This window comes from Virgibacillus sp. L01 (assembly GCF_052246775.1).
Taxonomy (GTDB): domain Bacteria; phylum Bacillota; class Bacilli; order Bacillales; family Amphibacillaceae; genus Lentibacillus.
Genome location: NZ_JBQQCP010000001.1, coordinates 457,520 through 479,473, shown reverse-complemented (window position 1 = coordinate 479,473; position 21,954 = coordinate 457,520). Strand labels below are relative to the sequence as shown.

The 21,954-nt window shown below is 38.8% G+C and carries 22 protein-coding genes; 19 read left to right on the top strand and 3 right to left on the bottom strand.

Annotation, left to right across the window (positions count from 1 at the left end; all coding sequences use genetic code 11):
• Positions 1 to 75: 75 nt before the first annotated feature.
• From ACTWQM_RS02180 to ACTWQM_RS02110, 15 genes are all read left to right on the top strand, one after another.
• Positions 76 to 1,080 carry an NADP-dependent oxidoreductase gene (locus ACTWQM_RS02180; RefSeq protein ID WP_443256523.1) on the top strand — a complete coding sequence of 335 codons (1,005 nt, stop codon included), beginning with the start codon at positions 76 to 78 and terminating at the stop codon, positions 1,078 to 1,080.
• A 167-nt stretch (positions 1,081 to 1,247) separates the two neighbouring features.
• Positions 1,248 to 1,961, top strand: a complete 714-nt coding sequence (locus tag ACTWQM_RS02175) for an FAD-dependent oxidoreductase (RefSeq protein WP_443256522.1) — start codon at positions 1,248 to 1,250, stop codon at positions 1,959 to 1,961.
• Between the two features lie 149 nt (positions 1,962 to 2,110).
• On the top strand, positions 2,111 to 2,983 hold the full coding sequence (locus tag ACTWQM_RS02170) for an NAD(P)-dependent oxidoreductase (RefSeq protein ID WP_443256521.1): 873 nt from the start codon (positions 2,111 to 2,113) through the stop codon (positions 2,981 to 2,983).
• Positions 2,984 to 2,987: 4 nt separating this feature from the next.
• A complete protein-coding gene (locus tag ACTWQM_RS02165; RefSeq protein ID WP_443256520.1) occupies positions 2,988 to 3,716 on the top strand; it encodes a copper homeostasis protein CutC in 729 nt (242 codons plus the stop codon).
• A 478-nt stretch (positions 3,717 to 4,194) separates the two neighbouring features.
• Positions 4,195 to 5,091 carry a phosphogluconate dehydrogenase (NAD(+)-dependent, decarboxylating) gene (gene gnd, locus ACTWQM_RS02160; RefSeq protein WP_443256519.1) on the top strand — a complete coding sequence of 299 codons (897 nt, stop codon included), beginning with the start codon at positions 4,195 to 4,197 and terminating at the stop codon, positions 5,089 to 5,091.
• A gap of 24 nt (positions 5,092 to 5,115) precedes the next feature.
• Positions 5,116 to 6,204, top strand: a complete 1,089-nt coding sequence (locus ACTWQM_RS02155) for a TRAP transporter substrate-binding protein (RefSeq protein ID WP_443256518.1) — start codon at positions 5,116 to 5,118, stop codon at positions 6,202 to 6,204.
• A gap of 246 nt (positions 6,205 to 6,450) precedes the next feature.
• On the top strand, positions 6,451 to 6,987 hold the full coding sequence (locus ACTWQM_RS02150; RefSeq protein ID WP_443256517.1) for a TRAP transporter small permease: 537 nt from the start codon (positions 6,451 to 6,453) through the stop codon (positions 6,985 to 6,987).
• Positions 6,988 to 7,005: 18 nt separating this feature from the next.
• Positions 7,006 to 8,286, top strand: a complete 1,281-nt coding sequence (locus tag ACTWQM_RS02145) for a TRAP transporter large permease (protein WP_443256516.1) — start codon at positions 7,006 to 7,008, stop codon at positions 8,284 to 8,286.
• A 1-nt stretch (position 8,287) separates the two neighbouring features.
• A complete protein-coding gene (locus ACTWQM_RS02140; protein WP_443256515.1) occupies positions 8,288 to 9,256 on the top strand; it encodes a sugar kinase in 969 nt (322 codons plus the stop codon).
• 26 nt (positions 9,257 to 9,282) lie between these two features.
• Complete coding sequence (locus ACTWQM_RS02135) at positions 9,283 to 9,927, top strand: bifunctional 4-hydroxy-2-oxoglutarate aldolase/2-dehydro-3-deoxy-phosphogluconate aldolase (RefSeq protein ID WP_443256514.1); 645 nt, start codon at positions 9,283 to 9,285, stop codon at positions 9,925 to 9,927.
• 15 nt (positions 9,928 to 9,942) lie between these two features.
• Positions 9,943 to 11,091, top strand: a complete 1,149-nt coding sequence (gene dgoD, locus ACTWQM_RS02130) for a galactonate dehydratase (RefSeq protein WP_443256513.1) — start codon at positions 9,943 to 9,945, stop codon at positions 11,089 to 11,091.
• 52 nt (positions 11,092 to 11,143) lie between these two features.
• Complete coding sequence (locus tag ACTWQM_RS02125) at positions 11,144 to 12,136, top strand: C-terminal binding protein (RefSeq protein WP_443256512.1); 993 nt, start codon at positions 11,144 to 11,146, stop codon at positions 12,134 to 12,136.
• An 18-nt stretch (positions 12,137 to 12,154) separates the two neighbouring features.
• Positions 12,155 to 12,412: an HPr family phosphocarrier protein gene (locus tag ACTWQM_RS02120; protein ID WP_443256511.1), complete on the top strand. Its 258-nt coding sequence runs from the start codon at positions 12,155 to 12,157 to the stop codon at positions 12,410 to 12,412.
• A gap of 27 nt (positions 12,413 to 12,439) precedes the next feature.
• Positions 12,440 to 13,549, top strand: a complete 1,110-nt coding sequence (locus ACTWQM_RS02115; protein WP_443256510.1) for a molybdopterin-dependent oxidoreductase — start codon at positions 12,440 to 12,442, stop codon at positions 13,547 to 13,549.
• Positions 13,536 to 14,255: a hypothetical protein gene (locus tag ACTWQM_RS02110; RefSeq protein WP_443256509.1), complete on the top strand. Its 720-nt coding sequence runs from the start codon at positions 13,536 to 13,538 to the stop codon at positions 14,253 to 14,255. Before ACTWQM_RS02115 ends, ACTWQM_RS02110 begins: the two co-directional genes overlap by 14 nt.
• Positions 14,256 to 14,271: 16 nt before the next feature.
• Here ACTWQM_RS02110 and ACTWQM_RS02105 read toward each other — a convergent pair whose 3' ends face one another.
• Positions 14,272 to 15,774: a gluconokinase gene (locus ACTWQM_RS02105; RefSeq protein ID WP_443256508.1), complete on the bottom strand. Its 1,503-nt coding sequence runs from the start codon at positions 15,772 to 15,774 to the stop codon at positions 14,272 to 14,274.
• 149 nt (positions 15,775 to 15,923) lie between these two features.
• Positions 15,924 to 16,775 (bottom strand): MurR/RpiR family transcriptional regulator, encoded by an 852-nt coding sequence (locus tag ACTWQM_RS02100; protein ID WP_443257075.1) that lies wholly within the window; start codon positions 16,773 to 16,775, stop codon positions 15,924 to 15,926.
• 220 nt (positions 16,776 to 16,995) lie between these two features.
• Between ACTWQM_RS02100 and ACTWQM_RS02095 the strand changes: the two genes are divergently transcribed.
• From ACTWQM_RS02095 to ACTWQM_RS02080, 4 genes are all read left to right on the top strand, one after another.
• Positions 16,996 to 17,757 carry a glucose 1-dehydrogenase gene (locus tag ACTWQM_RS02095; protein ID WP_443256507.1) on the top strand — a complete coding sequence of 254 codons (762 nt, stop codon included), beginning with the start codon at positions 16,996 to 16,998 and terminating at the stop codon, positions 17,755 to 17,757.
• A gap of 23 nt (positions 17,758 to 17,780) precedes the next feature.
• Positions 17,781 to 18,497, top strand: a complete 717-nt coding sequence (gene rpiA / locus ACTWQM_RS02090) for a ribose 5-phosphate isomerase A (protein WP_443256506.1) — start codon at positions 17,781 to 17,783, stop codon at positions 18,495 to 18,497.
• 14 nt (positions 18,498 to 18,511) lie between these two features.
• Positions 18,512 to 19,423, top strand: coding sequence for an AEC family transporter (locus tag ACTWQM_RS02085; RefSeq protein ID WP_443256505.1), 912 nt, complete (start codon positions 18,512 to 18,514; stop codon positions 19,421 to 19,423).
• 150 nt (positions 19,424 to 19,573) lie between these two features.
• Entirely contained in the window at positions 19,574 to 20,575 is a 1,002-nt protein-coding gene (locus ACTWQM_RS02080; protein ID WP_443256504.1) for a Gfo/Idh/MocA family protein, read from the top strand.
• 54 nt (positions 20,576 to 20,629) lie between these two features.
• On the opposite strand, the gene ACTWQM_RS02075 is transcribed toward ACTWQM_RS02080, so the two are convergent.
• Positions 20,630 to 21,829 (bottom strand): ROK family protein, encoded by a 1,200-nt coding sequence (locus ACTWQM_RS02075; RefSeq protein ID WP_443256503.1) that lies wholly within the window; start codon positions 21,827 to 21,829, stop codon positions 20,630 to 20,632.
• Positions 21,830 to 21,954 lie beyond the last annotated feature (125 nt).

The following is a 21,954-nucleotide window of genomic DNA, read 5'->3' as shown; positions in this document are numbered from 1 at the left end:
TTGGTATATATAGGGTTAGATGCGTGTTATTATTTAAATAGATTAAAGTTGATAATCAGGAAAGGATGACTCATATTGCAACAACAAATTAAACTTATAAATAGACCGTCAGGAACACCTACAAAGGACGATTTTGAATTTGCCGAAGTGCCGACCGGAGAGCCTGCTGAGGGTGAAGTACTTATCCGTACGAATTACATATCGGTCGATCCTTATTTAAGAGGAAGAATGAATAATGTGAAGTCTTATGTCCCGCCATTTGAATTGGACTCTGTTATTACAAGTGCTGTGATTGGGCAAGTTATTGAGTCGAAGTCCGCACATTTTGAAAAAAATGATGTTGTAACAGGGGGCTTAGGATGGCAGCAATATTCGGTTGTGAAGGAAGCCGAGGTACGAAAAATCGATACGAGTCTTGCCCCGGCGTCTGCATATTTAAGCGTGTTAGGTATGACAGGCCTAACAGCTTATTTCGGACTGCTTGATATTGCTGATCCTAAAGAAGGTGAAACGGTTGTTGTGTCAGGAGCGGCAGGTGCTGTCGGTTCAGTTGTAGGCCAGATTGCCAAAATTAAAGGTGCTTATGTCGTTGGTATTGCTGGTTCAGAAGAAAAAATAGAATACCTCAAAAATGAACTCGGATTTGATGCTGTGATTAACTATAAAACAGTGGATATTAAAACGGCGTTGGCGGAAGCGTGTCCTAATGGAATTGATGTTTATTATGAAAATGTTGGCGGGGAAATCGGTGACGCCGTTCTTCCGTTATTGAATAAGTTTGCGCGTATCCCTGTTTGTGGAGCGATTTCTGCCTATAATAACAAGGAGGCCGATATTGGATTACGTGTCCACAGCTACCTGATTAAATCAAGCGCATTAATGCAAGGCTTCACTGTTGGTGATTATGCATCCCGTTTTAAAGAAGGGGCTGAAGCGTTAGCAGGATGGCTTCAGGAAGGGAAAATTCAGTACGAAGAGACCATTACAGAAGGGTTCGACCAAACAATCGATGCATTTCTGGATCTGTTTCAAGGTGCGAACCTAGGCAAAGCAATTGTGAAAGTTTCCGATATAGAGTAAGTGATAGAGGGGTGTGTTTCCAAGATGGGACGCATCCTTTTCAGTTTCGGTTCGACATATATTGACAAAAACCGGGTAGTGACAGGCACGACGTTTCAGATTGAAATTTGGTTGTATTGGGTAAAACTATATAAATTGTTGATTGAGATGGAAGGGAGCTGAATAATGTGTCTGCTAGTAAGATTAAATTAATTAAAAAGGAAGTTATTGCGAATGATACGATGCTGTTTCACTGGGGAAAGCCTGAGGGGATGGCGTTTAAGGCAGGACAATTTGGTGAGTTTAATTTAATTGAACCAAGTAAGACAGATGAAAAAGGGAATTCAAGAGACTTTTCATTTGTATATGCGCCAGCTGAAAATAAATTGGCGATAGCTACAAGAATACGTGATTCTGCTTATAAGCAGGTACTAAAGGATTTACCGGAGGGTGCAGAGGTTGAATTCAATGGACCATTTGGCGATTTTTCCCTGCATAAAACGGAATCAACACCTGCTGTATTTATCATTGGAGGTATTGGCATTACACCAGTACGGAGTATGATTGCCCAGGCAACCATTGATAAATCAGCACACGACATGACGTTGCTGTATTCGAATAAGACACCTGATGACGCACCATTTCTGAATGACTTTGAAGCATTTGCAAAGAAAAATGATAACTTCACATTTGTTCCGGTAATGACTCGAACTGACTCAAATTGGAATGGGGAAAGTGGTTATATTGATGCTGATATGCTAAGAAAGTATATTTCAGATGTGAATGTGTCAATTTATTACCTGTCTGGTCCACCCGGTATGGTCTGGGATATGCGGGAGATGCTGCTTGAAGCTGGGGTGAAAGATAGTAATATCATTACTGAAGAATTTCCGGGGTATTAAACGAGAAAGCTAGTTCTGTCCTTAATGGTCAGAACTTTTTATTGTAATTAAAAAAAAGTGAAAGTAGCTTTAATCATTGATCGTGGTGATAAACCAAGTTTTCTAATATAATGGAAACAGTTAGTAGAAAGGGAGAGGTGTGTGAAGTTATGCTTACAAAGAAGTCAGTTATTGGGGTTATTGGAACAGGCGTAATGGGGAAGAGTATGACGTTAAATCTGCAAAAGGCAGGTTATTCCATCAATCTCTATACCCGGACAAAAGAAAAAGCACAGGACTTATTGGAAAACGGCGCTCAATGGAAGGGCTCTGTTGCTCAATTAGCGGAGACATCTGATGTTATTATTACAATGGTAGGTTATCCATCAGATGTGGAAAGTGTCTATTTTGGGGAAGACGGAATTATTGAAAATGCCAGGCCTGGTACATATATTGTTGATATGACTACATCCAAACCAGCACTTGCCATTTACATTAGTCAAAAAGCAGCAGAAAAAAATATTCATGTATTAGATGCGCCGGTATCAGGCGGTGATGTCGGTGCGAGAAATGGTACACTTGCCATAATGGCTGGTGGTGAACAGCATGTATTTGATGAAGTTTCCCCTATTTTTCATGTGCTTGGAGAGAATATCATTTTACAAGGGAAAGCCGGTGCAGGTCAGCATACAAAATTAGTAAACCAAATTGCCATTGCATCGAATATGATTGGGGTTTGTGAGGCAATAGCCTATGCCAAAAAATCAGGGCTTGATCCTTCCCGTGTCCTGGATAGCATTACAACCGGTGCAGCAGGCAGTTTTTCTTTATCAAAGCTAGCCCCGCGGATGCTTGCTTATGATTTTGACCCAGGATTTTATGTGAAGCATTTTATCAAGGATATGACCATTGCGCTAGAATCGGCACAAGAAATGGGCCTATCCACACCAGGGCTTTCACTTTCGCTGGAACTGTATAAAGAGCTTGCCGAAAAAGGAGAAAACGACAGCGGAACACAAGCATTGATAAAACTATTTCAATAGCGAGATGCCTGTAACTACCAAGATAATACATATAAAGGCTGGTGATCTGATGAAATTAGAAGTCATTGTACAAAATGGACAGGAAGCAGTTCAGGCTGAGAAGCTTGGAGCGGATCGGCTTGAACTCGTTTCTGCTATGCAGGAGGGCGGCTTGACCCCGAGTTATGGAACAATCAAGCAAGTAATGGAGAGGGTAACCATCCCTGTGCAGGTGATGGTCCGCCCGCATAGCTATCATTTCTGCTATACAAATGAGGATTTGAAGATTATTCGTGACGATATCGATGTCATTCAAAAACTTGGCTGCAATCGCATTGTTTTTGGGGCATTAAATGAGGACCTTACAATTAATACATCTATGCTGGAGGAACTTATCCGGCTTTATCCTAAGTTGGATGTCACATTTCACCGGGCATTTGACGAGGTACCATCACAGCAGGATGCATATGAAACATTGGCAAAATACCAGCAGAGCGTGAAGCGGATCCTCACGTCAGGTGGTAAAGCAAACGCTGAAGCAGGAAAACAACAACTTCGAGAACTTGTAGAAAAGGGAAGTGGGCCTGTCATCATGCCAGGTTCAGGACTTACACCTGCAAATATCAAGGAAATTCATGAGGCTGTAGGTGCTAATCAGTACCATTTTGGAAGATCAGTGCGAAAGGGTAGTTCGTTTGGAAGTTGTTTTGATCCGGATGTAATGAAGGATGTTCAAGAGAAGTTAGGGGTGTAGCGCCTAAAAAGGATTAAGTATAATGGAAGAAAAACCGTTTGCCATCATAATAGGGCTCTGATTATTACAGATATAATAATGTGAAATGACCATCATTTTGGACTGATGGTCATTTTTTTGTAGGTATTAGCATTTTTGGGTTAATGGGATAGCGAAATAGAGGAATACCTATAATTTTATTTCGCGGACATCAGTTACATTATTTGGTATAACCCCCTTTTTACGTATGAAAAAATCCCCTCAAATAGAGCAATTGTCCGCAGAATGCTTTTTAAACAAACCTTGTAATCTATTTTTTTCTGGTAGGTTTCATGATTAATTAGTCCAAAAACCGTGCTACATCAACAACGCAAAAAGCGAATGCCTTCTTAAATAAAATTTTTTTCATATATTAACTAAAAAGTATTGAATAAAATTTCTTTTCATATATAATGAATTTAAGAAATATTTTTTCAAAATTTTGAAAGGGGTTACAAGGATGAAACTTTCACTACTTGGTCTAGGTAAAATGGGTTACAACTTAGCACTTAACTTAATTGACCAAGGTCATGAAGTTATCACATATGACATCAATCACGAACAGGTGAAAGAAATTTCATCTGAAGGTGCCATTCCGGCATATTCAACCGAGGAAGTAATACAACAATTAGAAAGTCCTCGGATAATATGGGCGATGGTACCTGCTGGCGAAGCTACAGAAGCGCTGGTAAGTGATCTGCAGGATAAACTTGACCCGGGTGACATTATTATTGATGGGGGGAATTCAAACTATAAAGATTCTATTCGTCGAGGAAATCAATTGAAGGAGAAAGGAATTCATTTCTATGATGTAGGTACTAGTGGTGGGATAAATGGCGCTAGAAATGGCATTTGCGCAATGATTGGCGGTGAACAAGAAGTATTTAAAGAAATTGAGCCAATTTTCAAAAGTGTCACTGTAGAAAATGGATATTTATATACCGGTCCACTGGGGAGTGGCCATTTCCTAAAAATGGTACATAATGGCATTGAATACGGAATGATGCAATCTATCGCAGAAGGTTTCGATATCCTCAGTAAAAGTCCATTTGATTTTGATTATGAAAGCGTATCCAAAGTTTGGAATCATGGTTCTGTTATCAGTTCGTGGCTAATGGAACTGACAGAGGGTGCATTTGCTAAAGATGCTAATCTTGATGGTATCAAAGGAGTTATGAATTCTTCAGGTGAAGGAAAATGGGCTGTTGAGTCAGCACTTGATATGCAGGTTGCAGCACCGGTAATTGCCCTATCACTCATGATGCGATATCGATCGCTAGAGGAAGATACATTTACAGGTAAGGTTGTTGCTGCTTTACGAAATGAATTTGGTGGACATGACGTTATTAAAAATTAATCAAAAAACAGGGGGATTTATAAAATGAAGAAGATTTTAATGTTTGCAGTTGTAGCTCTAATGATTATTTTTCTTGGTGCATGTAGCGGTGATGGTGATGAAACATCGTCCGACAATTCCAGTGACAACAACGCTGAAGCAACAGATGGTACTGAAGAAACAGAAGAAGCTGAGTCTTCAGGAGAAACAAAGACAATTCGTGCAGGAATCGGTCTGAATGAGGATCATCCACAGTATAAAGGACTATTAAAGTTTAAGGAAATTGTTGAAGAAAAGACCGATGGAGCAATCGTTGTTGAAACATATGCAAGTGGACAACTTGGTGATGACCGTACAATGACGGAAGCACTTCAGTTAGGGTCTCAAGAAGTAACAATTCCATCAACGGCTCCTCTTGCTAACTTTGTACCGGAATATAGTATTTTTGACTTTCCATTCCTATTCCCGGATGAAGAAACAGCTGATGCAGTATTGGATGGAGAAGTTGGGCAAAAGTTCCTTGATATGCTTGAAGATCAGAATTTAGTAGGTTTAGCTTACTGGGAAAATGGCTTCCGTGATTTAACGAACAGTCAGCATGAAGTAGCAACTGCTGCAGACTTTGAAGGATTAAAAATTCGTACCATGGAAAATGACTTGCATTTAGATGCTTTTCGCGCATTAGGTGCTAACCCAACTCCAATGGCATTTACAGAATTATTCACTGCGATGCAGCAAGGTACAGTTGATGGTCAGGAAAATCCGGTTGCAACAATCTACTTGGAAAAATTCTATGAAGTTCAAGATTATGTATCTAATACACACCATGTTTACAGTCCATTTGTATTCCTTATGAGTAAAGAATTTTATGATGGATTAACAGATGAACAACAAACTATTGTAAGAGACGCTGCTCTAGAAGCTGGGAAATATGAGCGTAAACTAAATCGTGAAGCAAATGAAAAGTATGTAGAAGAACTACAAAATGAAGGAATGACATATACTGAAATTACTCCAGAAGCTCGTCAGGAAATGGTAGATATTATTCAGCCTGTCCTGGATGAGTATACAGAAAAGATTGGTGAAGATCTGGTACAGGAAGTCTATGATGCTATTGATGAGGCATCGAAGTAAGTAATAAGAATCTAATAGGTTGTGATTTATTATCCTGCTCCTATGACAATTCCCTTAACAACATAAGGTGTGGTATTTTTAAATCTTATGTTTATATGGGGCAGGTATTGTGGATGTGCATTACATGAGAAAAGACTTTGGGGAGTTATTCTTCAGAGTCTTTTTCCACTAAAATATACTCGGAAAAAGGCTTTCAACTCAAAATCATGATTTTCATGATTTGAAAGATGAAGAGGTGAATACCACATGAAAATTATAAAATGGATTGATGAATATATTGAGGAAGTCTTACTTGTCATATTATCAGTTGTAATGGTTGTAGTTATCTTTCTGCAAGTTGTTATGCGGACCTTCGATAATTCGCTATCCTGGTCGGAAGAACTAGCACGATTTAGTTTTATATGGCTTGTTTATATTGGGATTAGTTTAGGTGTGAAAAAGCAAAGACATATAAAGATTGATGTTTTACTGCATCTGCTAAAAGAAAAAAGTGGAGTTATTCTTACCATTTTTTCTAATTTACTATTTTTGGCATTTGCAGTATTCACAATCATTTATGGTTATTCCATTGGAGAAAAGCTTTTAGCATTTGGTCAACAATCACCGGCATTACATATACCGATGGGTTTAGTATATATGGCGACACCAGTTGGCATGACTTTAACTGCAATTCGTCTGATACAGAACCTCGTGAAGAATTTCACTGCTTTATTTGGATCAAAAGAGGTTTCAGATGTAGTTACACTTGAGCGTGAAAGAGCGTGGAAGGGTACTATTGAATAGGTTGGGAGGTTACACAATATGGTATCGGGTGTTTTATTTGGTAGTTTTGCAGTTCTTTTAATTTTAACTGTACCAATTGGGATTTCGTTGGGAATAGCAACATTAATCACTATTTTTTATTCTGGGACCCTGCCGATTGAATTTCTAATGAAGGAATTAGTAACTTCAGTAGATTCCTTTCCATTAATGGCTGTTCCATTTTTTATTTTAGCTGGAGAAATCATGGGTAAAGGTGGAATTTCAGAACGTTTATTTAATGTTGCAAACGCTTTAGTAGGTAATAAAACAGGTGGATTTGCGATTGCTACAATAATTACGTGTATGTTTTTCGCGGCAATTTCCGGATCTGGTCCAGCTACAGTTGCCGCTATTGGAAGTATTATGATACCTGCAATGGTAAGGAATGGTTATGATAAGAAGTTTTCCACGGCTGTTGTTGCAGCAGCAGGTTCTTTAGGGGTTATTATTCCACCGAGTATTCCGATGGTTATTTATGGTGTTGTTGGGAGTACGTCGATTGGAGATTTATTTATTGGGGGAATTATACCTGGTTTGTTTGTTGCTATAGGGCTGATGGTCTATGCATATTTCTACTCTAAGAAAATGGGCTTTAAAGGTATGGATGAACCCACTTCACTCAAAAAGATTTGGACAGCAACTTGGGAAGCAAAATGGGCTCTGTTAATTCCGGTTATTATTTTGGGCGGTATTTATGGTGGTTTCTTTACACCAACAGAGGCTGCAGTTATTGCGGTCGTCTATGGGCTGATTGCCGGTATGGCTATTTATCGTGAACTGTCATTCCGCATGCTTCCAAAGGTATTAACAGATGCAGCACTGATGACTGCAACAATCTTAATTATTGTAGGAACAGCAACTGCGTTTGGCAGATTTCTAACCATCGAGCAAATACCTTTAAAGGTAGCGAATGCAATGATGGCAGTTTCTGAAAGTCCAATCATCATTATGATGTTAATTACATTACTGTTATTAGTTGTTGGTTGTTTTATGGATACATTGGCGGCTATTATCATTTTGACGCCTATATTATTGCCAATTGCAGTTCAAATTGGTTATGATCCAATGCACTTTGGCATCATTATGGTCGTTAACCTTGCAATTGGATTTATCACGCCACCATTAGGTGTTAACCTATTCGTTGCTTCAGGGATTTCTGGTTTGCCTATTGAAACAATTGCAAAGGCAATTATGCCGTTTTTCTTTGCAATGCTGATTACACTTATTATTATAATTATTTTCCCGCAACTATCATTATTCTTGCCGAGTCTTGGGGGTTAATATGGAAAAGCATTTGGACGTCGTCACATTTGGTGAAACAATGGTCTTATTTGAACCAGTTCAGATGTTTCCACTGGAATATGTGAATCAGTTTCATAAACATATAGGTGGAGCCGAATCGAATGTAAGTATTGGGCTTAAGCGGCTCGGTCATCACGTCGGATGGTTTAGTAAGCTTGGAAACGATCCCTTTGGCCGCTATATTCTTCAATTTATTAGGGGAGAGGGAGTTGATACCTCAGCATGCCTTCAAACGGATGTGGCTCCAACTGGGCTTCTTTTTAAGGAAAAAAAGTCACCTGAGAATATGAATGTGTTTTATTACCGAAAACATTCAGCTGCAAGTTTAATGGCGCCAGAGGATTTGGATGAGTCATATATAGCTAATGCAAAATTTCTTCATGTAACAGGTATTACGCCAGCATTAAGCGAAACATGTGAGCGGACAGTTTTTAAAGCAATGGATATTGCCAAAAAGCATAATACAACAATTGTCTTTGATCCAAATATCAGAATGAAGCTCTGGAAGACGGAAGGTGCGCGAACGGTTCTTCTGAAAATGGCTAAGCAAGCAGATGTCATCCTTCCAGGTCTTGATGAAGGAACATTTTTAACAGGTGAAACCAAGCCTGAGGCAATAACTGCTGCCCTAAATAAAAATGGAAAGAAAACAATTGTCGTTAAGCTTGGAAGCGGGGGTGCTTATTATCAAACAGATGAAGAAAGCGGGTATGTCGCGGGTTATCCTGTTTCTCAAGTAATTGACCCGGTTGGTGCTGGCGATGGATTTGCTGCCGGAATCATAAGTGGTATGCTGCGTAATGATTCTTTACCTAAGACAGTGGCACGTGCAAATGCAATTGGAGCTATTGCTGTAGGGATGCATGGTGACGTGGAAGGACTGCCAAGGGAAGATGAACTGGAACGGTTCTTAAACACTGACTCAGAGAATAAGGATGTTAATCGATAACGGGAGTGGCAGGAGGAAAAGAGCCGATGAATAAATGGGAACAGCTACAATTCTTAAAAGAATCTGGTCTTGTTGCAGTACTCCGTAAACTTGAAAAAGATAAAATAAACAAGATTTGTAATGCTTTAATCAAAGGTGGAACAGGATCATTAGAAATAACAGTTGATTCAGATGGGTCATATGAGACGATAAATAGGCTGAAAAATGAGTATGGAGATCACGTACTTATTGGCGCCGGAACAGTTCTAGATGCGGAAACTGCCAAAACTGCCATTCAGGCGGGTGCTGATTTCATTTTTTCACCGATTTTTAATAAAGAAATGATTCAGCTGACTAACAAGTACGGAAAAATTTCAATCCCTGGTGCCATGACCCCTACTGAAATAGTAGGGGCATATCAGGCTGGTGCAGACTTAATCAAAGTATTCCCAGCCAATTCGCTATCCATAAATTACATCAAGGATTTACAAGGTCCATTAGGCCACATTTCAATGATGCCAACTGGCGGGGTATCACTTGATAATGTTGAGCATTTTATACGTACGGGTTCAGCAGCTGTCGGTGTCGGAGGCTCTCTGACGGATGCAGAGGCAATTGCAGACGGGAACTTTGAAAAACTCACGGAAATTGCAGAACAGTTCGTTATGCGGATTAAACAAGCAAGAGTGTAGTAAAGGAGTCTAACAATGAAAATAACAAAATTAGAAACCTTTGTAGTTCCCCCAAGGTGGCTATTTCTTAAAATAGAGACCGATCAAGGGATTTCGGGATGGGGTGAACCTGTGGTTGAAGGAAGAGCAGCAACAGTCAAAACAGCTGTCGAAGAATTAGGCGATTATTTGCTAGGAAAAGATCCACTTCTAATTGAAGATCATTGGCAAGTAATGTATCGCTCTGGATTTTACCGTGGCGGTCCGATTTTAATGAGTGCTATTGCAGGGATTGATCAGGCGCTATGGGATATTAAAGGCAAATATCATAATGCACCTGTTTCAGAACTGATGGGCGGGGCATGCCGTGATGCTATAAAAGTCTATTCATGGATTGGCGGAGACCGCCCAACTGATGTGAGTCAGACAGCCAAAGAAGCTGTTAATAAAGGATTTACCGCTGTCAAAATGAATGGAACTGAAGAATTACAATATGTTGATTCATATGAAAAAGTTGATGCAGCAGTCGAAAGAATTGCAGCCGTTCGTGAAGCAGTTGGAAATCAAATTGGAATCGGTATCGACTTTCATGGTAGAGTTCATAAACCGATGGCTAAAGTATTGGTGAAAGAGCTCGAGCAATATCGTCCAATGTTTATTGAAGAACCAGTATTGCCGGAAAATAATGAAATACTTAGAGATATCGCTGGTTTAACCAATATACCAATAGCCACAGGTGAAAGAATGTTTTCGCGCTGGGATTTTAAAGATCTATTTACGGGTGGCCATGTAGATATTATTCAGCCCGACTTGTCCCATGCAGGCGGCATTACGGAGTGTAAAAAAATATTTTCAATGGCTGAAGCTTATGATGTAGCTGTAGCTCCACACTGTCCACTTGGACCGATTGCCTTAGCTTCATGTTTGCAGGTAGATGCTACATCGCATAATGCATTCATTCAAGAACAAAGCTTAGGAATTCACTATAACCAAGGTAACGATTTATTAGATTACTTGTCTGATTCATCTGTGCTGGAGTACAAAGATGGTTATGTAGCAATGTTAAAAGGTCCTGGGCTCGGAATCACCATTAACGAGGAATATGTACGTGAACAAGCAAAGATAGGACATAATTGGAAAAATCCGGTATGGCGCCATAAAGATAACTCGGTGGCTGAGTGGTAGTGTAGTAAAGGATTGTGTATATCAATCCTACAAATCCTCAGGAGGTAAAACGATGGGCAGATTTAAAGTAGTTGTAACAGATTTTAATTATGACACGATAGCACCAGAAATTGAACTATTAGAGCGTATCGGGGCAGAAGTTGTTTCTGCCCAATGTAGGACAGAGGAAGAAGTCATTCAAGCAGCTAAAGATGCTGATGGGATCATTAGTCAGTACGCACCAATTTCCCGAAAAGTGATTGAACAGCTCACCAACTGTAAAGTAGTGTCCCGGTATGGAATAGGTTATGATGTCATTGATGTTGATGCTGCTACGGAAAAGGGGATTTTAGTTTGCAATGTAACCGACTATTGCATTGAAGAAGTATCGGATCATGCATTTGCTCTTCTGATGGCTTCTGCACGGAAAATAGTGGAGCAGGATAAGTGTGTTAGAAGAGGAGTTTGGGACTATAAAGCTACAGCCCCAATCTATCGGTTAAGCAACCAGATTTTAGGCCTAGTGGGCTTTGGCAATATTCCGCAACAGTTAGCTAAAAAAGCACAGGCCTTTGGGATAACGGTGATTGCTCACGATCCTTTCATTCCTGTTCAGGTAGCGGGACAATTAGACGTCGAACTGGTGGATCTGTCAACACTGTGCCAACGATCTGATTTTATCTCCGTTCATGCTCCGCTTAACGAACAGACAAAAGGGATGATTGGGAAAGAGCAATTTAAACAGATGAAAGAACAAGCATTTCTTATTAATACCTCGAGAGGACCAGTTGTCGATGAACAATCGTTAATTGAGGCTCTAAGCGAAAACGTGATTACCGGGGCTTCCTTGGATGTACTTGAAACGGAACCTATAGACCTTAATAATCCGTTGCTTGAGATGAAGAATGTTACTCTAACCGCGCATATAGCGTGGAATTCAAAGGAAGCTGAATTAGAGCTTAAAAGTAAAGTAGCTCAAAATGTAGCAGACGTATTAACAGGTTATTATCCAACATATTTAGTTAATAAAGAGATTAAAGGGAAAGTTCTGCTTAGGGATAAATAGAGAAAGGAGGAGGAGGTAATGAACGAAATCACGCAAGAAGTGGTGGTTAATATTACGGAAGAGGAGACAATTATTGACCTGAGTCAAATGACACAAAAATATCACTCGGAAATTTACCTAAAGAAAATAGTCGGAGGATCTGTTCTAGAGATCAGTCTGAAAAGTTTTTTAGGATTAATCACGCTGCAATTAAAAAATGGTGATCATCTTACAGTTAGAGTTGTAGGGGAAGATTGCAAAGAAGCTCTTGATGAAGTTGTTCGATTCCTTTCGTGACTTGAATAAAAGTAAGGGGATATGAAAATGAATCGTAAACAATTAGCTTGGATTCATCATATACACGCGATTGTTATTATTTTGCTTTTACTTACTGGCATTAGCTTATATGTTTCATTTTTCAGGACACTATTTAATGAGTGGAAAATACCCCTTGTGGCGATTCATATACTAATCGCCATTTTTTATATTGGAATTATGCTGTTTTCTGTTTATTATGCTTTTCGGTACAGTGAAAAACGTGCTCCGATTAAAAAGTTTAATATATGGTTATTTATCATTCTCTTTTCAATGTGGCTTATTTCCGGTATTCTGATGTATTTTCAGCAGCTCGTTCCAGTATGGGTGCGGAACAATAGTGTAATCATCCATGATTGGTCAACTTGGATTGTCATTCCTTGGGTCTTATTTCACGGGTTTGGGCATCTATTTAAGGTAAGGATTCCATGGCCGAATTGGTGGAGAGGCCGCAAACAAGTACCTGATTGGATAGCTGAGAACAAATTAGACAGACGTGAGGTTACAAAGTCGCTTCTGTTATTTCTCGCTTTTCTTTTTCTAGGTGGATTCATACGCTGGGTTTCCCCTATACTGTCTACCCCAGAGAACGAAGAGAAAAGAAGGGGCTATTTTCGGATCTATAATGTAACTAATGATTATCCACGGTATGAGAATGAAGACTGGAAAATGACCATCGAAAGTCTTAATCAGGTAATGGTAGAATTAACGATGAAAGATATGCGAAAGTTACCTTGGCATTCAATTGTTGATAATTTTCATTGTGTTACAGGCTGGAGTGTTAGGGGCGTGGAACTGCACGGCATTTATCTAAAGGGTCTGCTAGAAACGTATTATACGAATCTGCCAAAGGATACTTATGTAACGGTTTATTCAGGTGATGGAATATACTATGACTCCTTCACTATTTTCCAACTGCTTGATGAAGAGGCCATGCTTATATTTGAGCTTGATGGCTTGCCATTGAAAAAATCACAGGGATTCCCTTGTCGGCTTTACCATCCAAATATGTACGGATATAAATCAGTGAAATGGGTTACCAGAATTCAATTGACTGCTAGCCGAGAACAAGGTTACTGGCAAACGAATGGGGACTATGACTTAGATGGCTACTTATAAACCTATCAAAAAATGGCTTCTGCCACTTCTGTCTATTACTGTCGGATTGTCCATTGGCTACGCGTTGTTCCTAAGCAAACAAGACTATCACTATAGTCAATGGGTTACATTGCTTGAAGACAATGAAAGAAATAGGTACAAGATTGAATCAGCCTACAAATGGGACAATAAAGTATATTCTGAAAGCCAGGGAGTCTGGTCAGAAAAAAATTCCTATTATCAAATTACCACACCAGTATCAGATGGGGATGAATTTTCCTTTGAAGCTTATGTATTTGAGGAACAATTTTACTTAAAAAGCAGCGATCAATGGTTTGTTGGCACGTTTCCCCATAGTTTCACAGAAGAACTCGCACCACTTGATAATCCATTTGAATGGACAATTGATTTATTAAAAAATGCAGAGCAAATCAATAAAGATAAAAATGGGGACCATGTCACATATATAGCCATTTTCAAAGCGTTCCCATCAATCGACTTTAGGGGTACATTACTTAGTAAACAAGACGACACATATTTAGAGATGACTTTTAAGAGAGGAGAACCATTTTCTCTTGAATGGGTGGTTAATCCAATACATCCTGATACCTTAGGGCCACTTGTTTCTTATCCAGAAACGCTAACTTATCACCTCTCTTTTGATACTAGCAAGGATGCTGTTCCCACTCTTCCAGCAGAATCGGAGAAGGCGGAAGAAATTGACTAACTAATCTGTAAAACTATTAAGTCCTCCGCAGGTTATCCAAACTGGTATAGGTTGTATTAATTTGTCCATAAACGTCTTTGAATATCTCATATAAACGTTTATATAATAGATGATTGTTTAAATTAGGTTCTATTGTATCCTTCATTGGGACGACCTTTTTAATATCTGAAAGGGAAGTAACTTCATTAAGACTAAATAAAGCTAACCAAGCAGCGCCCCAGGCTGAACTTTGATGACTCTCAGGTAAATGTACGGGTTTTCCGAAAATGTCGGCAAGAATACTGACCCAAATATCGGAATGACTGAATCCGCCATTAGCAAAAAGATTTATATGTTGATTACCTAGTCTGTCCAGAGCCTGCCCAATTTGGTATACATTAAGAATAACACCTTCCATCGCAGCTCTAATTAAATCTCCCTTTTTATGGGTGGACGTCAGTCCTATAAATGTTCCCTTGGCCTGTGAGTCCCAGACAGGAGCCCTTTCCCCAGTAATGTATGGAAGAAATAATAGATTGTTAGCCCCGGGCGGTGAGGATGCTGCCAATTGACTCATGTCCTCCATGGAAAGTTCGTTACCATCCGTACTAAACACTGACTGAAGCCAAGCCAAAACAATCCCTCCGTTATTTGAGGCTCCCCCAGTTATCCATGATTTCGAATCGAATCGATAGGTGAAGATTTCTTCTTTTTTATCTAACAGCGGTTTGGCTGTAAACTGTCTGATGGCACAGCTTGTTCCAATTGTGATTGCGGTATCACCGGGTTCTAATGCTCCTACACCTAAATTTGCTAAAGGTCCGTCAGATGCACCGATAGTAAAAGGAATCTGTTGGTCAAGGCCAATCTCTTCAGCAATACTAGATTTCAATCCTTTTAATAGATAAGTTGGAGGTACTGGCGAGAAGAGGTTGTCTTTTGTTATGCCAGCTTCAGTAAGTGCTTCCATATTCCAATCCAATTTATCCACGTCAAATAAACCAGTTGAAGCTGCTATGGAGTAATCAACCACTTCTTCATTAAACCAACGTTTCACAATAAACTCTTTAATAGATACATATTTTTTAGCGTCTTTGTATGGCTGCCAATCTAGCTCTTTCATCCAAATCAGTTTTGCTAAGGGAGTCATCGAGTGAAGAGGTGTACCTGTTTTAAAGAATAAATCTGGATTTGTTCTTTTAAGTTGATCTGCCTGACTTTGACCTCGTGAATCGGCCCAGATAATTGAATTTGAGAGAGGTTCTCCATCGTCTGTGGTGCAGATTAGAGAGTGCATAGCTGAAGAAATCCCAATTCCCTTCAGTTGTTTTATCGTGATGTTAGATTCCTTTAATACTGTTTTTAAAACGTGGATAGTTGCCATTTCAATTTCAAGTGGATTTTGTTCAGCAAAATTTAACTCGGGGTACAGGATTGGGTATTTCTTTTCATGCTCAGCTATGATTCTCCCACTGTAATCAAACATTAAAGCTTTGGCACTCGTAGTACCTATATCAAGCCCGATAATATAAGAGGACATGCTTGACTCTCCTTTTCATAAGTGAAAGTTGATTATTCATGTTGATTACTTTGTAACCACGTTAGACCCTACATACAGGAAGTGGCGTTTTTACCGGCCAGCACACATTGCCTAGTGCCTTCCAGGTAGGGCTCCTTGCCTTTGTTTACTTATAATCGTTTGCTTGAAATTGCATCTCGCATTTTGGATAAGGACTCTTTTGTTTGATCCTTTTTTTGCAGGCAGTAGTTGACATATAAGGCATCGATAATACTTAACTCAGCAATTCGTGAGGCAAGTGCCTCTGATCGGTACTCCGTTTCCTGGGCTGCAGTAAACAGACTAATATCAACTACTTTGCTTAGTGGCGATTTAGCAAAGTTAGTAATTCCTATTGTCTTGGCATTCCTCTTTTTTGCCACTTCAATTACGTCGAGCAAATCTTTATTGGAACCAGAGTGTGAAATGAATATGGCAACAGAATTTTCATTTAATTGTGATGCAGACATGAGCTGTAAATGACTGTCCGTATATGCCTGGCTAATTAGCCCTGTTCTTATAAACTTATGCTGTGCATCTAAGCCGACAATCCCAGAACCGCCGTTTCCGTAAAAGCTGAGATTATTGGCTTCGGTCAAAAAGCCAACTGCTCGCTGAATAGAAGCCTGTGACTGCAAATCTCTTGAATACTCAATGGCTTTTATATTCGACTGGAATACTTTTTTAGTCACTTCCAGCTCTGAATCACTCTCATTGATAGATTCGTGAATATCTTTGATGGGGTTGACTATTTCAGAAGCTAATACAATTTTAAGCGATTGATACCCTTTAAAGCCTAACCGTTTACAAAAACGAAAAACAGTAGCATCTGCTATCATCAAATCATCGGCAACCTGATTAATTGTTGCATGAATAATTTTTTCTGGTTTTTCCAGAATGTAGTCGGCAACCAGTTTTTCTTTTTCACTAAAAGAACTATAAGCTGAACGGATTCTATTTAATACGTTTGTGGCTGGAGTAATTGTATTCACTAATAACCCACTTCCTTAATTTGTGTGTATGCGTTTAATTATAATTTTATATGAAAATAAGTTTAAAATAAAGAGAAAAGGTGAAAATTTTTTTCTTTTAATTATTATCTAATTCGACTATCATTAGAAGTATACGAAACGTAGGAAGCTTGTATTCAGGAAGTATTACGATCATGACTTGCAGTTTCTACTAAAAATGAGGGGGATTTTCGTGGAAAATTTATTTCAGTTAACTGGAAAGATTGCAGCTATTACGGGGGCTACAAGGGGAATTGGCCGGTCAATGGCTTTAGCCTTAGCAAATGCAGGTGCTGATATCGCTGTGTTGCAACGAAACACTGAACAAACGGACGTTAAGGAAGAAATAGAAACAACGACAGGTCAAAGGTGTGAAATTGTAGCCTGTGACTTGGAGAATCCAGACCAAGTAAAAAATGCTGTTAATGAAGTTGTTGAGCTCTATGGAAGAATCGATATTTTAGTGAATAGCGCTGGGATACAACGTCGCTCACCATCTGTTGATTTCACAGAGGAAGATTGGGACGATGTGTTAAACATTAATCTTAAAACTGTATGGACTTTATGCCAACAAGCTGGTCGGTATATGGTTGGACAGGGTAGTGGAAAAATTATAAATATCGCATCTTTACTATCATTTCAAGGTGGCATAACCGTTCCTGCATATGCTGCAGCCAAAGGGGCGATAGCCCAACTGACTAAGGCGCTTTCAAATGAGTGGGCAAAAGAAAATGTAAATGTAAATGCAATTGTTCCAGGCTATATAGCGACAGACATGAATACGGCTTTAATAGATGATCCTGTTAGGAGTAAACAAATACTTGATCGAATACCTGCAGATCGTTGGGGAAACCCGGAAGATTTTAATGGTACTGCAGTATTTCTTGCTTCAGAGGCATCAACATATATTCATGGCCATTTATTAGCAGTGGATGGCGGATGGCTTGGCCGCTAATGCATTAGATTGGGAGTGATATAATGCTAAAACAAATAGACAGGAATAAAAAAAAGGTCGGTGAAGAGGCTGTCACATATATTAAAAACGGAATGACTGTAGGTTTGGGATCTGGGTCAACTATCGACTGGATGCTTAAAAAGCTTGGAGAAAACGTGAAAGAAGGATTGGATATTAAAGGTATACCAACTTCATATAAAACAGAAAAATTAGCAAGGGAATACGGTATTCCCTTAACTGACTTCTCAAACGTACATGAAATTGATTTGGCTATTGATGGGGCTGATGAAATAGATGGCGACTTAAACCTTCTAAAAGGTGGAGGCGGATCCCTCGTTAGGGAAAAAATAGTTGATTCTGTTGCGAAGGAGTTTATCATAATAGCAGACGAATCTAAATTGGTTTCCGGACTAGGCGAATTTTTATTACCTGTTGAAGTAGTCCAGTTTGGATGGGAACTAACAGCACATCATATCTCTCAACTAAATAGTGTACCGCATTTACGAAAGAAAGCTAATAACGAAATATTTATTACGGATAATGGTAATTATATTTTAGATTGCGATTTTGAAAAAATTTCTCATCCATCCAGACTGCATGAAAAGCTAAAGCGGATGGTTGGTGTTGTGGAAACTGGTTTATTCGTGGATATGGCGGATCGTGTTATGTTGGGATATGATAATGGTGTTAAGGCTTATATGAGAGATCGTAAAAACAATAATACAACGTTGCAAAACTAAGGGAGAAGTCAATATTGTCTGGTTTTAATGAACAATTTTTGTATGCCGTCATAATTATAGCATTGGGTTATACTCTAAAACGATTTAATATAATAAAGGAAAAAGATGGGGAAGGTTTAGCAAGAATAATATTCAATCTGACTCTTCCGGCATTAATTATTGTATCTTTTAGTGACATTCAGATTGAATCTTCCTTATTTCTTTTAATAGGTATAGCCTTTTGTTATGGATTACTTTCGGCTTTTGTATCTATTATTGTATTTAGGAAGGAAAGCAGAGAAAATAAAGGTATGCTTGGAATGCTGATACCTGGCTTTAATATTGGCTTGTTTGCATATCCACTCGTTGAAGGAATCTGGGGAAGAGAAGGAATTAAATATTTTGGGATGTTTGATGTTGGTAATGCATTTATCGTGTTTGGTCTGCTGTATCTAGTTGGCAGCTACTATTCATCTGATAAGGCAGGGCTTAGTCCAGGTGTAATCATGAGGAAGTTAACAGGTTCAATCCCTTTAATGACCTATATTATTGTTTGTGGATTGAATATTATAAGTGTTCAGCTTCCGGCAATGGTAATCAATGTTTCTGAAATAGTATCCGTAGCAAATATGCCTTTATCATTTCTATTACTAGGCATCTATTTAAATTTTAAGTTTGATAAAAGCTACTATACACTCATTATAAAAGCTTTGACCATTAGATATGTACTTGGCTTAACTGTAGGTATATCACTCTTTTTTATTTTACCTTATGATGATATGTTTAAATATACTGTCCTTATTGGCCTGATGCTTCCGGTATCTGTATCTGTTTTGCCTTATTCTGTTGAATTTAACTATGACCAAAGATTTATCGGAACTGTATCCAATTTGACGATCCTGATTACCTTCTTCTTATTATGGGTTCTAATGAATATAATTGGTTAATTGCTAGATGCCATAAAACAACAATATTCTTGTTATTTCCCGGGAAATGACATATTGTCTGTTTTTTCGAGTTTTTAACATTTTTGATGTCGATACAAATTCATGTATAATTAAGAAAAGATTGCAACTATTCAAACAGGAGGGGTTTTTATGTCGAAAGTCCGTTGGGGAGTTTTAAGCACTGCAAACATCGCACAGAAAGCACTTATACCTGCTTTCCTGCGTTCAGAAAATGCTGAGGTGACTGCTATAGCTAGTGGAAGTGACATTAACAAGGCTGAAACGATAGCGAAAAAGTTCGACGTCCCGTACACATATGATGACTATGACAAACTATTGGATGATCCGAATATTGACGCTGTTTATATTCCGTTGCCAAACCATCTGCATAAACAGTGGGTAATGGAGGCTGCTAAAAAGGGGAAGCACATTTTATGTGAAAAGCCAGCAGCAATCACTGCGGCTGATGTTCTGCAAATGAAAAAGGCTTGTGAGGAGTACGGTGTTCTTTTCATGGAAGCGTTTATGTATCATTTCCATTCGCAGCACAATCGTGTGAAAGAGATAATTGATTCTGGTGAAATTGGTGAAGTGAAATTAATGCGTGCTGCGTTTTCGTTTTACCTTGCCGGGAAAGAAAATAATATCCGCATGAGTAGTCAAAAGGGAGGCGGCAGTATTTATGATATCGGGTGTTATGGTATTCATTCAATAAGGAATATACTTCGGGCTGAACCAAGTACAGTTCAAGTCCATGGTGAAGTTGACTCTGAGTATGGCGTGGAAACTGAGGCAGTTGGATATATGACATTTCCGAATGGAATACGAGCAATATTTGATTCCAGCTTTAATATGGCACACCGGAGTGAATATGAGGTGATTGGAACAAAAGGGCGGATTACAGTTCCAAGAGCATATCGTCCTGATAATAATGGTGGTGATGGGTTAGTGGTTGTTGAGAAGGCTGGTGTTCAACAAACTGAAACAGTAAACAGCGATCAATACCGGAGCCAAGTGGAGCATATATCACAGGCGATTATAGATGGAAATAACCAGTTGTATCATGATCTTGATAATACGATAAATAATATGCGTGTGATTGACGCTTGCTATGAATCAATCGAAAGCGGACGTCTAATTAAATTAGCATAAATTTATAACCCTAATTTGTCGGAGTTTTAACAAATTAGGGTTACATGTTTACCTTTATGCTTCTAGTGCTTTTTTCTCGAAATTTACATTTAAAAACTTCTCTGCAGTTATAGCAGCAACTCCAAGTGCAGTAGAGTGGATGTTCAATTCCGAAAAGTAAATATTTAAATCACTATGCTGATACCATAACGTATGGGTTTTCATTCTATTTTCCAGGGTTTTCTTAAGCCACTTTTCTGAGGTTGCTATCCGGTTACCGATAATGATCTGGTCTGGGTTAAAGATATTTATAATATTGTTCACACCGATTCCCAAATAATCCCCAATCTTTTCGAATAGCTTGATAGCATCCGGATTATTAATCTCAGCTAGTTCATTAATATCCTCGAGTGTTAGTTCATCATTTCCTTTTGGCTGTATACCCAATTGTTTAGCCTCATTCAATAAAGCTTGTTCAGATGCGTATAATTCCCAGCACCCCTCATTACCACAGCGGCATTTAAGTCCATTCGCTTGAATTGTCATGTGTCCTAATTCACCTGAAAAGCCTTTGCTGCCTTTAAATAGTTTTCCGTTAAGAATTAGGCCTACTCCAATTCCAATACCTGCACTAATATAAATGATGTTATCAGCGTTTTTCCCTACCCCAAATTTCTTTTCTCCGTAAGCACCAGCATTTGCTTCGTTTTCAATCGTTACAGGCACATCATATTTGTCTTCTATAATTGTTTTTAAGTCTACATTTTTCCAGCCTAAATTTGGTGCTAATAATACTTCACCGTTGGTACTTACTGTGCCTGGTACACCTATACCAATTCCAACAATTCCATATGGACTTTCAGGTGAACAAGCGGATAAATAATCAATTACTTCAAAGAGCCGTTTTTCTATTTCCTCATACGACAATTGGCTATAGTAGATTTTCTTTTCATAGCAAATGTTTCCCTGCAGATCGGTTAATGTTCCAAGTAAGTAATTAACACCTAAATCTATACCAATTGAGAAACCGGCAATTTGGTTGAAATGTAGCATGACTGGTCTTCTGCCACCACTTGATTGCCCTGGGCCTGACTCGGTAATCAACTGTTCTTGAAGCAGTTCATTTACCAAAGACGATACGGTTCCCTTATTAAGCCCAGTTGTATGAGCAACGTCTGCACGTGAACTTGGTGATTTAACCTTAATTGTATGCAGCACTAATGATTTGTTTCCTTTTTTAACGACGAATTGATTCCAAGTTTGATTTAACCCCATAATTACCGTGTTCTCCTTTTTCACATGATATTTTATTATATTACGCTTCATTTACTTAGAACGTTTTTTAATAGTATAACACCATTCAAACTAGTTATAAAAAACGTACCCTTTATATTAACTAT

Excerpts from the sequence above, each read along its gene's own strand:
- ACTWQM_RS02170 (WP_443256521.1), top strand. The coding sequence starts at position 2,111 with ATGCTTACAAAGAAGTCAGTTATTGGGGTTATTGGAACAGGCGTAATG.
- ACTWQM_RS02165 (WP_443256520.1), top strand. The coding sequence starts at position 2,988 with ATGCCTGTAACTACCAAGATAATACATATAAAGGCTGGTGATCTGATG.
- gnd (WP_443256519.1), top strand. The coding sequence starts at position 4,195 with ATGAAACTTTCACTACTTGGTCTAGGTAAAATGGGTTACAACTTAGCA.
- ACTWQM_RS02155 (WP_443256518.1), top strand. The coding sequence starts at position 5,116 with ATGAAGAAGATTTTAATGTTTGCAGTTGTAGCTCTAATGATTATTTTT.
- ACTWQM_RS02150 (WP_443256517.1), top strand. The coding sequence starts at position 6,451 with ATGAAAATTATAAAATGGATTGATGAATATATTGAGGAAGTCTTACTT.
- ACTWQM_RS02145 (WP_443256516.1), top strand. The coding sequence starts at position 7,006 with ATGGTATCGGGTGTTTTATTTGGTAGTTTTGCAGTTCTTTTAATTTTA.
- ACTWQM_RS02140 (WP_443256515.1), top strand. The coding sequence starts at position 8,288 with ATGGAAAAGCATTTGGACGTCGTCACATTTGGTGAAACAATGGTCTTA.
- ACTWQM_RS02135 (WP_443256514.1), top strand. The coding sequence starts at position 9,283 with ATGAATAAATGGGAACAGCTACAATTCTTAAAAGAATCTGGTCTTGTT.
- dgoD (WP_443256513.1), top strand. The coding sequence starts at position 9,943 with ATGAAAATAACAAAATTAGAAACCTTTGTAGTTCCCCCAAGGTGGCTA.
- ACTWQM_RS02125 (WP_443256512.1), top strand. The coding sequence starts at position 11,144 with ATGGGCAGATTTAAAGTAGTTGTAACAGATTTTAATTATGACACGATA.
- ACTWQM_RS02120 (WP_443256511.1), top strand. The coding sequence starts at position 12,155 with ATGAACGAAATCACGCAAGAAGTGGTGGTTAATATTACGGAAGAGGAG.
- ACTWQM_RS02115 (WP_443256510.1), top strand. The coding sequence starts at position 12,440 with ATGAATCGTAAACAATTAGCTTGGATTCATCATATACACGCGATTGTT.
- ACTWQM_RS02110 (WP_443256509.1), top strand. The coding sequence starts at position 13,536 with ATGGCTACTTATAAACCTATCAAAAAATGGCTTCTGCCACTTCTGTCT.
- ACTWQM_RS02105 (WP_443256508.1), bottom strand. The coding sequence starts at position 15,774 with ATGTCCTCTTATATTATCGGGCTTGATATAGGTACTACGAGTGCCAAA.
- rpiA (WP_443256506.1), top strand. The coding sequence starts at position 17,781 with ATGCTAAAACAAATAGACAGGAATAAAAAAAAGGTCGGTGAAGAGGCT.
- ACTWQM_RS02080 (WP_443256504.1), top strand. The coding sequence starts at position 19,574 with ATGTCGAAAGTCCGTTGGGGAGTTTTAAGCACTGCAAACATCGCACAG.
- ACTWQM_RS02075 (WP_443256503.1), bottom strand. The coding sequence starts at position 21,829 with ATGGGGTTAAATCAAACTTGGAATCAATTCGTCGTTAAAAAAGGAAAC.